Below are 12,735 nucleotides of genomic sequence, written 5' to 3' on the forward strand. Positions count from 1 at the left end.
AGTGGAGCCTGCGGAATGACCCGGGGTGCGGGAGTGGAGCCTGCGGAGTGACCGAGGGGGTCTTCGACTCCCGTGGAGATCCGCGTTACTGTCCAGTACATGACTTCGTCACGCGAGCACGACATCGTCGTCTACGGTGCAACCGGTTTCGTCGGCAAGCTCACCGCCGCCTACCTTGCGTCCCATGCCCCCGCGAACACGTCGATCGCCCTGGCTGGACGGTCGCTGTCGAAGCTGGAGGAAGTCCGACGTTCGCTTCCCGCTTCGGCGGCCGAGTGGCCGTTGATCCAGGCCGATGCCGCCGACACCGACGCACTTCGCACGATGGCCGAGAGCACGCGTGTCGTCATCACGACGGTCGGCCCGTATGCGAAGTACGGCCTTCCGCTGACCACCGCGTGCGCCGAGGCAGGGACGGACTACGTCGACCTCACCGGTGAGGTGCTCTTCACGCGAGAGAGCATCGACACCAACGAGGAGATCGCCCGACGCACGGGCGCACGGATCGTGCACGCCTGCGGATTCGATTCCATCCCTTCCGATCTCGGCGTCCATGTCCTGCACGCGGCCGTCGCAGCCGACGGTGCGGGCGAGATGACCGACACCACCCTCGTGGTCACCTCGATGCGCGGCGGCGTCAGCGGCGGAACCATCGACTCGTTGCGCACACAGATCGAGGTCGTCAAGAAGGACAAGAAACTGCGACGTCTGGCCGCGAGTCCGTACACGTTGAGCCCGGACCGGTCTCGTGAACCCGACCTGGGTCGGCAGTCCGACGTGCAACTGGTCGACGGCAAGGACATCGCTCCCGGCGTGAAGGGGTGGAAGGCGCCGTTCGTCATGGCGTCGGCCAACACCCGTGTCGTGCGACGCAGCAACGCACTACGAGACTGGGCCTACGGCAGGAAGTTTCGCTATCGCGAGGTCATGAGCGTCGGCTCGTCCGTTGCTTCCCCGCTCGTCGCCGGCGCCGTGTCCGCCGGGTTGGGCGCGATGGTGTTCGCGATGACGGTCGCGCCGAAGAAGCTTCTCGATCGTGTTCTGGTTGCGCCCGGCAGCGGCCCGAGCACGAAAGCTCAGGAGAACGGACACTTCACGGTCGACATCTACACGACCACGACAACCGGTGCCCGCTACCGTTCGCGCGTGAAGGCGAAGGGCGATCCTGGATACAAGGCGACCTCGGTCATGCTCTCCGAATCCGCTCTTGCCTTGGCGTTCGACCGGGATCGTCTGCCCGACGCGGCAGGGGTGCTGACGCCCGCGACTGCGATCGGCGACGCCCTGGTGACCCGCCTGCGTGACGCCGGGTTCGAGATTCGAGCCGAGAAGGCGTGACCGTCGACGACCTCATACGGTCGTACGACGCCGCCCTCGGGATCGATTCCGGCGCAAGCTGTTTCACCGTCGGTGACTTCGGTTCGATGCTGTCCGCGACGCTCCCCGTAGCAGAACTGGCGAGTGGAGCAGTCGCGTCGTTCGCTGCGGCGGTCGACCGCTACCGGGTGGCCCACGGACTTCCGACGAGTGCGTGGCACCTCGACCCGGGACGGATCACCGCATCGTTCTCCGGCGATCGGATGTTGCGGATCGACGACGCTCCGGTTCAGGGATTCGCAGAGTTGTCCGGGTTCTTCCGCAGCGCCGACGGCTGGGTCCGCACGCATGCGAACTATCCGCATCACCGGCGTGCTCTGCTCGCCGCTCTCGGACTTCCGGACGATGCCGACCGCGGGGTGGCGGCGTCGCGCATCGGCGAGCTGACGGGACAGGACATCGAGGATCGGTGTGCCGCCGCCTCTGCCGTCGCCGTCCGGGTGCGCACGGAGACCGAGTGGGCCCGCGACGCTGCGTCGGTCGCCGATTCCGGCCCACTGATACGAACCGCGGCCGGGTCTCGATCATCGGGAAGACGGCGTTCGGGCGTTCGGTCCGACGCGACGGCCGACGCGCCGATGCGCGGCATCCGGGTGCTCGACATGACGCGTGTGATCGCCGGGCCCGTCTCGACGCGGGCCCTCGCGCTGCTGGGTGCGGACGTTCTCCGCGTCGACCCTCCGCAGATGCCGGAGATCGAGTGGCAGCATCTCGAGAACGGACAGGGTAAGCGGTCCGCATTTCTCGACATCCGTGCGTCCGACGACGCCGAGGTACTTCGCGATCTCGTCGCGACTGCCGACGTCGTCGTCACCGGATACCGGCCCGGTGCGCTGGAGGCGTTCGGGCTCGACGTCCTGCCTGCGGGCGTCGTACACGGTCGCGTGTCGGCGTGGGGACACGGGCCATGGGCGGATCGACGCGGGTTCGACAGCATCGTCCAGGCGGCCACCGGGATTTCGCTCGTCGAAGGCACCTCCGAGAAACCCGGAGCCCTGCCGGCGCAAGCGCTCGACCACGCGAGTGGTTACCTGCTCGCCGCCGCGGTCGTCGACGCGCTGACAGCGCAACGCTCGGGCAACGACGCGCTCGATGTGTCGGTCTCGTTGGCACGGACCGGTGCGTGGCTACGGGGCCGACGGGGACGCGTCACGCATCCGGTGGCGTCGACGCTGCCCGGCGACGAGACGACAGTCCAGCACGGTTCGATCCGTGCCGCACGGCCCGCGTTGATCGAGTACTGCGACTATCCGTCGCCGGCTCGTCGATTCGGGTTCGACGAACCGGCTTTCCGGTGACCTGAGAACCCGACTCAGGACGCGGGAGCAGGCAGCTTGGACGCCTCCTGGTAGAGCGTCTTCGCTTCCTTCGGCGAATCGACCTGCGGCGGGGATCCCTCGAGCGGCTGTGTCGCGGATTCGCGAAGGAATCCGACGGCGACGAGGCCGATGACGCCACTGAGAATCAGGTAGAACGCGGGGACCATGGCACTGCCCGTCGCCGAGACCAGCGCCGACGTGACGAGCGGGGTCGTGCCGCCGAACAGCGAGACCGACAGGTTGAAGCCGATCGACAGGGCTGCGTATCGGACCCGGGTGGGGAACAGCGCGGGCAGCGTCGATGCGCTCGGCGCCGCGAAGCACGCCAGGATGACACCGAGAACCAGGCATCCGATCAACGGTCCGACGAAGCCTGTCTGTTGGATCAACAGGAAGCACGGTATCGCGAGGACGATCTGCGCGACGGCTCCGAAGACGAAGACGGGCTTGCGCCCGATCCAGTCGGTGAGGCGTCCGACGCCCACGATGATCGAGACCACGATGACCATCGCGGACAGCACAAGCAGGTCGGCGCTGAGTTGCGAACGACCGAGCACCTCGGTGAAGTAGGTCGGAAGGTAGCTCGTGACCATGTAGTTGGACACGTTGTACAGCAACACGATTCCCATGCAGATGAGCAGCGCGCGCCAGTGCTGCGTGAAGATCTTGCCGATCTCCTTCGCTCCGCTTTCCTGCTCCTTGACCTTGGAGTCGTGATCGTCGAGCTGCTTCCGGAATGCGGGAGTGTCCTCGAGCTTGAGGCGCAGGTAAAGGCCGATGATTCCCATCGGGCCTGCGATGAAGAACGGTATGCGCCAACCCCATTCGACCATCGTGGCGTCGCCGAGCGCCGCGTTGAGGATCGTCACGAGACCCGAGCCCATCGCGTAACCGACGAAAGTGCCGAAGTCGAGCCAACTTCCGAAGAAGCCACGTCGTTTGTCGGGCGAATACTCGGCGATGAACGTCGTGGCACCGCCGTATTCGCCGCCCGTCGAGAAACCCTGAACGAGACGCGCGACCAGAAGCAGAATCGGAGCCCAGATCCCGATGGTGGCGTAGCTCGGGATCAAACCGACTGCGAGGGTTCCGATGGACATCAGGATCATCGTCGCGGCGAGAACCTTCTGCCTGCCGATGCGGTCACCGAGCGGACCGAAGAACAGACCACCCAGCGGTCGGACGAGGAAGGCCGCAGCGAACGTCGCGAACGTACTGAGAAGCTGAACGCCGGGCGAGGCATCGGGATAGAAGACCTTGCCGAGTGTCGCGGCCAGATAGCCGTACACGCCGAAGTCGAACCACTCCATCGTGTTGCCGAGCGCGGCGGCCGAGACCGCGCGCTTGAGCATCGGCTGGTCGACGACCGTGATGCCGTCTTCGGTCAGCTTCGGTTTACGGTGCATCAGGCGGGCGAACACGCCCCGCCGCAGATGCCGGACATGTTCGTGTCCCCACCGGGTGTCCTCCGGTGGCGTCTGGGATGACTCGGAATCCTTCGCAACCGTCATTTTCTTAACGTTAGCCAGCATAATTATCAGGTTTCAAACCGTTCGGCGGTCGATGAGTCGGATTCCTCTGCATCCCCGCAGGTCATCTGACCTAAACCTCAATTTCGTTCGCGCACTGCACAATTGGGCCATTTCGGTCAATTCGGACGCGGCCTGGTCGTCGGTGCACACCCCGAAACACCGCGAACACCTCGAACCGGGCACGATGATTCGGTGCGCACTTCCATGCTCCCCGAATCCCACAGCCCGAAAGCGGGTGATCGCGTGACCGTCCCCCTGATCGTCGACGTCGACACCGGAATCGACGACTCTCTCGCTCTGCTCTACCTGTTGTCGAGTCCCGAGGCCGAGATTCTGTCGATCGCGTCCACCGCGGGCAACGTCCCGGTGAACCAGGTCGCGGCGAACAACCTGGCCTGGCTCGACCTCTGCGGCGCCACCGACATCGAAGTCACACTCGGCGCGCAGAAGCCACTCGTCGCGCCGCTCATGACGACCGAGGAGACACACGGCCCGCAGGGAATCGGACACGCAGAACTACCACTCTCGACGCGTCCGCTGTCGGATCGCGACGCCGCGACCGCATGGGTCGAGATCGTCCGTGAACGTCCCGGCGAGGTCACCGGTCTCGTGACAGGCCCTCTGACCAACCTCGCGACGGCCATTCGCGTCGAGCCGGAACTGCCGCGGTTGTTGAAACGATTGGTCGTCATGGGCGGGGCGTTCCACCATCCCGGCAACACGACCCCGACGAGCGAATGGAACATCGCAGTCGACCCCGAGGCAGCGGCCGAGGTCTTCGCGGCGTTCGCCGGTCTGCCCGAAAACCGACTACCGATCCTGTGCCCGCTGGACGTCACCGAGACGGTGGAGATGTTCCCCGAGCACATCGCGCGGCTCGCGGAACGCGCCGGAAGCACACCGCGAGAGGTTCTGTCGGAGGACGACGCGTCGACGACACGGTCCTCGGCGTCGAACCCCGTCGTCAGACACTTCTCCGACGCCGTTCGGTTCTACTTCGAGTTCCACCGCGACCACGATCAGGGGTTTCTCGCGCACATGCACGATCCCTTCGCGGCTGCCGTGGCGTTGGATCCGAGCATCGCCGTGCAGCGCACCGCGACCGTCGACGTCGAACTCGACGGAAAGCTCACGCGCGGAACGACGGTCGCGGACTACCGGGGAATGTGGGGACGCGAGCACAATGCATCCATCGCGTATGCAACCGACCCCAGCGCCTTCTTCGACGATCTGATCGAACGAGTGGGCGGGCTGGCTGCGCGCCTGTATCCCTAACTCTCCCCCGAATCGAACGCATCGAGGAGTTTCTGGGCGGCCAACGCCGCCGTGAGAGATCCGTCGCGGACGCTTTGTTCGACGTCCGCGCGGATCTTCTTGACAGCCGGGTTCTGCGCCAGCCGCCGGAGCAACTGATCGTCGACCATCGTCCACGTCCAGTCCACCTGTTGCGTACGTCGCTTCTCGGCGAATTCGCCTGCGTCGGTGAGGACTTCACGATGCCGCAGTACGGTGTCCCAGAAGTCGTCGAGCCCGACTCCTTCGAGCGCGCTCATCGTCAGCACAGGCGGCTTCCAGATCGCGTCGTGCGGGTAGATCATCCGCAGCGCACCCTGCAGTTCGCGCGCGGCACTCTTCGCCTCGATCGCATGCTTGCCGTCGGCCTTGTTGACGGCCACCAGATCGGCGAGCTCGAGCACGCCCTTCTTGATGCCCTGCAGCTGGTCACCGGTGCGTGCCAACGTCAGGAACGCGAAGCAGTCGACCATGTTCGCGACGGTCACCTCGGACTGCCCGACGCCGACGGTCTCCACGAGAATGACGTCGAACCCGGCGGCCTCGAGCAGCACGATGGTCTCGCGCGTCGCACGGGCGACGCCACCGAGAGTGCCCGACGTCGGAGACGGCCGGATGTAGGCGTTGTCCTCGACCGTCAGCCGGGCCATGCGCGTCTTGTCGCCGAGAATCGAGCCACCGGTACGCGTCGACGACGGATCCACCGCCAACACCGCAACCCGGTGTCCCTTCCCGATCAGATACATCCCGAGCGCATCGATGAACGTCGACTTTCCGACGCCGGGAACACCGGTGATGCCCACCCGATGCGACCCACCCGCCTTGGGCAGCAGCTGCAGAAGCAGCTGCTGCGCCAATTCGCGGTGATCGGTGCGCGTCGATTCGACCAACGTGATCGCCCGGGCGAGACCCGACCGTTCGCCCCTCAGAACCGACTCGGCAACCGCGTCGATGTCGATCTGCCTGCCAGGCTTGTTCGCAGACGTCATGCTCAGGCGGACGCCTCACCGGATTCGGCGGCAGGGCCGTGTCCGAGTTGCTCCGAGAGCTTCTGCACCAGCCCGATCGCCGCGTCGGCGATGACCGTTCCGGGTGGGAAGATCGCCGACGCTCCGGCGGCGTAGAGCTCGTCGAAATCCCCGGGCGGGATGACGCCACCGACGACGATCATGATGTCGGGACGATCCACCGCCGCGAGTGCGTCCCGCAGTGCGGGAACCAGCGTCAGATGGCCTGCGGCCAACGAGGACACTCCGACGACGTGAACGTCGTTGTCGGCCGCCTGACGTGCGACCTCCTCGGGTGTCTGGAACAACGGGCCGACATCGACGTCGAAGCCGATGTCCGCGAAGGCCGTCGCGATGACCTTCTGACCTCGGTCGTGCCCGTCCTGGCCCATCTTGCAGACCAGCACGCGGGGACGACGGCCCTCGTCCTCGGCGAACTTCCTGGCCAGTTCGGTCGCCGTGGCGATGTTCTGGGATTTGCCTGCTTCGTCGCGGTACACACCACTGATTGTCCGGATTTCCGCCTGATGACGCCCGTAGACCTTCTCGAGCGCGTCGGAGATCTCGCCGACGGTGGCCATCTTGCGCGCCGCATCGATCGCGAGGTGCAGCAGGTTGTTCTCCAGCCCCGATTCGCTCGACGCGGCAGCTCGGGTCAGGTTCGCCAGCGCTTCCTCGACGGCCGCGGTGTCACGCTCGCCGCGCAGACGCTCGAGCTTCTCGATCTGCTCGCGTCGTACCTTCGAGTTCTCGACCTTGAGCACTTCGATGGTGTCCGGCTCGTCCGGGACGTACTTGTTCACGCCGACGAGGGGCTGGCGACCGGAGTCGATGCGAGCCTGGGTGCGGGCCGCGGCTTCCTCGATGCGCAGCTTCGGGATGCCCTCGTTGATGGCCTGCGCCATACCGCCGGCAGCCTCGACCTCGGCGATGTGTGCACGCGCCCGGTTCGCGAGCTGGTGGGTCAGCCACTCGACGTAGTGCGAGCCGCCCCACGGGTCGATCGGCCGAACGGTGTTCGACTCCTGCTGGATCAACAACTGCGTGTTGCGCGCGATACGTGCGGAGAAGTCCGTCGGCAACGCCAGAGCCTCGTCGAGGGCGTTGGTGTGCAGCGACTGAGTGTGTCCCTGCGTCGCGGCCATCGCCTCGACACACGTACGAGCGACGTTGTTGAACACGTCCTGCGCCGTCAGCGACCATCCGGACGTCTGCGAATGTGTCCGCAGCGACCGTGATTTCGCGCTCTTCGGCTCGAACTTCTGTACCAGCTCCGACCACAACAGACGCCCGGCCCGCAGCTTGGCGACCTCCATGAAGAAGTTCATGCCGATCGCCCAGAAGAACGACAGGCGCGGCGCGAACGTGTCGATGTCCATGCCTGCATCCAGTCCCGCGCGGATGTACTCCACACCGTCGGCGAGTGTGTACGCGAGCTCCAGATCGGCTGTCGCACCGGCCTCTTGGATGTGATAGCCGGAGATCGAGATCGAGTTGTACTTCGGCATCTTCTCGCTGGTGTAGGCGAAGATGTCGGAGATGATCCGCATCGACGGCTTCGGCGGGTAGATGTAGGTGTTGCGGACCATGAACTCCTTGAGGATGTCGTTCTGGATGGTCCCGGCCAGCTTCTCCGGGGGCACACCCTGCTCCTCGGCGGCCGCCACGTACAGCGCGAGAATCGGCAGCACAGCGCCGTTCATCGTCATCGACACCGAGACGCTGCCCAGGTCGATGCCGTCGAACAACTGACGCATGTCGTAGATGGAATCGATTGCGACACCGGCCATTCCGACGTCACCCTGCACGCGCGGGTGATCGGAGTCGTAGCCGCGGTGCGTCGCGAGATCGAACGCGACCGACAGACCCTTCTGTCCGGCGGCGAGGTTGCGGCGGTAGAACGCATTCGATTCCGCCGCCGTCGAGAAGCCTGCGTACTGACGAATCGTCCACGGCTGATTGACGTACATCGTCGGGTACGGGCCGCGAACGAACGGCGGTGCACCCGGGTAGCTGTCGACCGGATACCCCTGCGCTTCGGCTTCGTCGCGATCGGCCTTCGTGTAGACGGGCTTGACGTCGATTCCCTCGGGAGTCGACCAGACCACCTGCTCGGCCGTGTAGTTGTTCGCCTCCGCGCCTGCGGCGATGTGCGCCGACGCCTCGTCCGGCGTCGGCGCGGACGGTGCCGGCTCGGACGGATCCTTCAGCGGCACATCGGCGAAACTGCCGATCGTGTGCGAGATGCGCTCATCCTGACTGGTCATGGCTCTACGCTCCCAGCGTGTCGAGGAGGTCGGACAGGACAGCGACGGCGTCGACCTTCATGGTCAAGAAGCCGTCGGGACGCTCGTCCCCGGTGACATCGGCGAAGATCTTGTCCGGGCCGGCGAGCAGGACCCGCTCGATGCCCGCCTTCCGCAGCGCCAGCACCGCAGCACGTGCTTCGTCCGCGTAACGCTTGTCGGTACCGCACAACACCGCGGTCGTCGCTCCCGACGCAGCGACAGCGGCCGCGACGGCGTCGGCCGTCAGCGGACCCGGGTTCTCGGTATGAATGCCGCCCGAAGCAAGGAGATTCGCCGCGAACGTCGTACGCACGTTGTGCTCGGCGATCGGCCCCAGTGGAACGAGCAGTATCTCGGGCCGCGAACCGTTCGCCTTCAGGTATGCATCGGATCGGTCCCGCAGCGCCTCGAATGCCGCGCCGTACCGAGCGACACCCGTGTCGGTCGACTGCGGCGGCAACGGCTCCTCGGCGAGGTTCGGGAACTCGTTGACGCCCGTGACCGGGGTACGTCGGTGCGCGATATCGGAATCGCGCAGCGCTCGGACCCGGTCGATCTCGCCCGAGACGAAGCCCGAATCCAGCGCACTCACGTAGCCACCGTTCGACTCGATCGCCTGGGTGAATTCCCACGCCTTGGCTGCGACGTCGTCGGTCAGCTGCTCGATGTACCACGAGCCGGCACCTGGATCCAGGACACGGCCCAGATGCGATTCCTCGAGCAGCAACAGCTGGGTGTTGCGGGCGATCCTGGCCGCGAACGTCTTCGACACACCCGCGGCGCCACCGTCGATCGCGGCGTCGAAGGGCAGGACCGTCACCGCATCGGCACCGCCGACACCCGCGCCGAACGCGGCCAACGTCGTACGCAGCATGTTCACCCACGGATCACGTTGTGCCATCATCGCTTCCGACGTCACCGCGTGCTGCGGCGCGCCACCGTCGGCCGGTGCGCCGCACACCTGCGCGACGCGCGCCCAGACCGACCGCGCCGCACGGAACTTCGCGATCGTCTGGAACTGATCGTCGGTCGCTGCAAAGCGAAACTCGATCTGCCGCAACGCATCTCCGACCGACATGCCCCCATCGGTCAGCGCGCGAAGGTAGTCGAGACCCGCCGCGACCGCAGCCCCGACCTCTTGGGCGTCACTCGCTCCGGCGTTGTGAAAGACAGTGCCGTCGATCGTGATCGCGCGCACGGTCTCCGCCCGCTGCGCCGCACGAGAAGCCAGTCGTACCGTCTCGTCCAGATCCACGGACTCGGTCCCGGCGAAGCGCGACGTCAACGACGCCGCGCCCAGGCGTACGTCGATGGCGCCTCGATCCTCGGCGGTGACTCCGTCGAGGATCCCGAAGACGACGTCGGCGGCGTCGCTCGTTGCCGCCTTCGCGTCCAGGACGACCGGGGCCAGATCCCACAGCACGCCGTTCAGGGCCACCGGCAACGCCTCGACGGCCAGATCGGCTCCCCCGAGCCGCAGCCACAGCGCACTGACGCCGTTGTTCAAACCGTCGAGGATCGACTCGTTCACCGCCCCTGCATCGGTCTGTCCGATGCCGTACCGCGCGCTGACCTTCCAGCCTGCGTTGACGTCACGACCGGAGTCACGACCGCGAACGAACGGGAACACACCCGGCAACGGACGGTCCACGAGTTCGTCCTGCGACCCGTACAACGGCGACACCGTCACACCGTCGTAGGTGTGGGTCTCCAACAGACGCTCGGGCTCGGGAGGCAGGTCGGCGACGTCGACGCGCCGCGACTTGGCCAGCACCGTCGCGACGGCCTTCTGCCACGCCTCGTACGCGCTGCGCGCAGCGTCCTCCTGTGTAGCACTGGGCACGATCTGCTCCTCGATTGATCGGCGAGAGCCGATCGACAGTAGGCATTTTGTGTGATGTTAACCGCGATCGATCCGACATTATCGTGAGGAACACCTCACGTTCGCGTCGGTAGCCCTTTCCAGCGATCGACAGCATCGTTCGCGCCGGTAGTCTCGGTGAACGTGGCGAAGCGACTGCGTGATCCGAGGTTCATCGGACTCGTCGTTCTCGTCGTTGTTCTGACCGCCGCGGCCCTGATCGTGCCGCACCCGTCCATCGCGCAGGTCCGCGCATGGGCGCAGTCGATCGGCCCCCTGTTCCCTGTCGTGTTCTTCGCGGTCCACACCGTCGTCACCATCGCACCGGTTCCGCGAACTCTGTTCACACTGTCCGCCGGTGTGCTGTTCGGCCCGGCGATCGGACTGACCGTCACCGTCGGCGCCACCACCGTCAGCGCGGTCCTGGCACTGCTGTTGGTGCGCGCGGTCGGCCGCGAATGGTTCGCGACGCGTTTGACCCACCCGGCAGTGAAGGCGATCGACGACAGCCTGATTCGTCGCGGCTGGTTGGCCGTGGGCTCCCTCAGGTTGATCGCCCCGGTCCCGTTCTCCGTCGTCAACTACTGCTGTGGGGTGTCGTCGATTCGAGTGCTTCCGTTCGCGCTTGCGACGGCGGTCGGCGTCGTACCCGGCACGATCGGCATCGTCGTACTCGGGGACGCGTTGGGCGGCCACACCGATCCACTGCTGTTGGCGCTGTCGGGCGTGTGTATCGCCGTGGGCGTGGTGGGCCTCGTCGTCGACTGGAGGTTGTCGGTGGCGTCGCACAGGCGTTCGGCCGCTACGTCACCGTCAAGCTTGGATGCTTGATTCTCGTCAGTCAAGCTAAATGCATTGACTTGGCGGAATCCAGTCTCTAGCCTTGTCGCAATGTACGTATTGACGGTCGACCAACGCGGTAGCCGCCGGGACGTCGACCGCGTCGGCCGGCTGCTCGACAGCATGCAGGATTCCCGGCTGGTCCGGCCGTTCGAACGAACAGCGGGCGACGAGGTACAAGCGGTCGCAGCCGACGCCCGCACGGTGGTCGACATCGCGCTGTCGTTGGCCAGGCAGGGGTGGTGGAGCGTGGGCATCGGCGTCGGTTCCGTCGAACAGCCGCTGCCGGAGAGTACGCGCGCAGGTCGGGGCCCGGCGTTCGAGGCGGCGCGCGACGCCGTGACCCGGGCCAAGAACGCGCCCGCGTCGATCGCGATCACCGCAGCCGACGCCGCATCGGAAAGCCGGAGCCGAGACGCCGAAACGGCCCTCACGCTGGTGGCCCTGCTCGTCACCGACCGCACCGACCAGGGTCACGCCGCGGTCGATCTGATGGCCGACGGTCATACCCAGAAAAGCGCCGCCGAAGTATTGGGGATCAGCAAGCAGGCCATGTCGCAACGACTGTCGGTGGCTCGGTGGACCATCGAGGCGGGCGGACGGGTCTTGGCCGAACGTCTGCTCGCCGAACTTGACACAGCACCAGGCCCTACGACAGGGGTTCACACAACACAGGGGGATGCATGACGGTCGTGACGTTGTTTCTGCTCGGAGCCGCGGCTGCTGCAGCCGTCGTACCGCCGCGTCGGCCCGTCCCGCACTGGCTTCCGGCGGCCGCAGCGACGATCCTGCTCGCAGCGGCGGCCGTCACCGGCGCGAACACGCACCCGGCGACAGGATTCGCGCTGGCCGCCACGTACGTGCTCACCGTCGCGGCAGCGCTGACCGGTGGCTCCCCCGTCGTCACGGCGGTCTTCCGACTGGCACGTCGGACGAACGGTCCGACTCCCGACGCCGCGGATCAGCCTCTGCACGGTGGTCGCACGATCGGAATCCTGGAACGCAGCGCGGTCGCGGCGTCGATCCTGGCCGGATGGCCCGAGGGCATCGCCATCGTGCTGGCGGTCAAGGGTCTTGCACGCTATCCCGAGCTACGCGGGGCTCAGGCGTCGGCAGCCTCGGAGCAGTTCATTATCGGCACGTTCACGAGCGTCATGTGGGCCGTAGCGGTGTGCGGCGTCGGTCAGGCGCTGGTGACGTGACACCAGCGGCCCGACG

At 66.3% G+C, this 12,735-nt stretch carries 10 protein-coding genes; 6 read left to right on the top strand and 4 right to left on the bottom strand.

Going from position 1 to position 12,735, the window contains the following annotated elements; all coding sequences use genetic code 11:
* Positions 1 to 99 precede the first annotated feature (99 nt).
* Both RhoFasB10_RS12995 and RhoFasB10_RS13000 read left to right on the top strand, forming a co-directional pair.
* The gene (locus tag RhoFasB10_RS12995) at positions 100 to 1,338 is read left to right on the top strand and encodes a saccharopine dehydrogenase NADP-binding domain-containing protein (RefSeq protein WP_068424187.1); all 1,239 of its coding nucleotides are present in this window, start codon (positions 100 to 102) and stop codon (positions 1,336 to 1,338) included.
* Positions 1,335 to 2,675 carry a CoA transferase gene (locus tag RhoFasB10_RS13000; RefSeq protein ID WP_346764388.1) on the top strand — a complete coding sequence of 447 codons (1,341 nt, stop codon included), beginning with the start codon at positions 1,335 to 1,337 and terminating at the stop codon, positions 2,673 to 2,675. The genes RhoFasB10_RS12995 and RhoFasB10_RS13000 overlap by 4 nt, the downstream gene beginning before the upstream one ends.
* A gap of 14 nt (positions 2,676 to 2,689) precedes the next feature.
* Here the strand turns inward: RhoFasB10_RS13000 and proP are convergent, their stop codons facing one another.
* On the bottom strand, positions 2,690 to 4,102 hold the full coding sequence (proP, locus tag RhoFasB10_RS13005; RefSeq protein WP_346764393.1) for a glycine betaine/L-proline transporter ProP: 1,413 nt from the start codon (positions 4,100 to 4,102) through the stop codon (positions 2,690 to 2,692).
* 369 nt (positions 4,103 to 4,471) lie between these two features.
* Between proP and RhoFasB10_RS13010 the strand changes: the two genes are divergently transcribed.
* Positions 4,472 to 5,503 (top strand): nucleoside hydrolase, encoded by a 1,032-nt coding sequence (locus tag RhoFasB10_RS13010; RefSeq protein ID WP_346764389.1) that lies wholly within the window; start codon positions 4,472 to 4,474, stop codon positions 5,501 to 5,503.
* On the opposite strand, the gene meaB is transcribed toward RhoFasB10_RS13010, so the two are convergent.
* Genes meaB through mutA form a run of 3 tightly spaced genes read right to left on the bottom strand, consistent with a single transcriptional unit; the run spans position 5,500 to position 10,659 of the window.
* Positions 5,500 to 6,510: a methylmalonyl Co-A mutase-associated GTPase MeaB gene (gene meaB, locus RhoFasB10_RS13015; protein WP_114329502.1), complete on the bottom strand. Its 1,011-nt coding sequence runs from the start codon at positions 6,508 to 6,510 to the stop codon at positions 5,500 to 5,502. The genes RhoFasB10_RS13010 and meaB overlap by 4 nt on opposite strands.
* 2 nt (positions 6,511 to 6,512) lie before the next feature.
* Positions 6,513 to 8,795 carry a methylmalonyl-CoA mutase gene (gene scpA / locus RhoFasB10_RS13020; protein WP_167676701.1) on the bottom strand — a complete coding sequence of 761 codons (2,283 nt, stop codon included), beginning with the start codon at positions 8,793 to 8,795 and terminating at the stop codon, positions 6,513 to 6,515.
* A 4-nt stretch (positions 8,796 to 8,799) separates the two neighbouring features.
* Positions 8,800 to 10,659 (bottom strand): methylmalonyl-CoA mutase small subunit, encoded by a 1,860-nt coding sequence (gene mutA, locus RhoFasB10_RS13025; RefSeq protein WP_167676703.1) that lies wholly within the window; start codon positions 10,657 to 10,659, stop codon positions 8,800 to 8,802.
* 162 nt (positions 10,660 to 10,821) lie between these two features.
* Between mutA and RhoFasB10_RS13030 the strand changes: the two genes are divergently transcribed.
* Genes RhoFasB10_RS13030 through RhoFasB10_RS13040 form a run of 3 tightly spaced genes read left to right on the top strand, consistent with a single transcriptional unit; the run spans position 10,822 to position 12,719 of the window.
* On the top strand, positions 10,822 to 11,508 hold the full coding sequence (locus RhoFasB10_RS13030) for a TVP38/TMEM64 family protein (protein WP_167676706.1): 687 nt from the start codon (positions 10,822 to 10,824) through the stop codon (positions 11,506 to 11,508).
* A gap of 60 nt (positions 11,509 to 11,568) precedes the next feature.
* Positions 11,569 to 12,204, top strand: coding sequence for a hypothetical protein (locus RhoFasB10_RS13035; RefSeq protein ID WP_167676708.1), 636 nt, complete (start codon positions 11,569 to 11,571; stop codon positions 12,202 to 12,204).
* On the top strand, positions 12,201 to 12,719 hold the full coding sequence (locus tag RhoFasB10_RS13040) for a hypothetical protein (RefSeq protein WP_167676710.1): 519 nt from the start codon (positions 12,201 to 12,203) through the stop codon (positions 12,717 to 12,719). Before RhoFasB10_RS13035 ends, RhoFasB10_RS13040 begins: the two co-directional genes overlap by 4 nt.
* Positions 12,720 to 12,735 lie beyond the last annotated feature (16 nt).

The organism is Rhodococcus sp. B10 (assembly GCF_011770055.1).
GTDB classification, from domain to species: Bacteria; Actinomycetota; Actinomycetes; order Mycobacteriales; family Mycobacteriaceae; genus Rhodococcoides; species Rhodococcoides kyotonensis_B.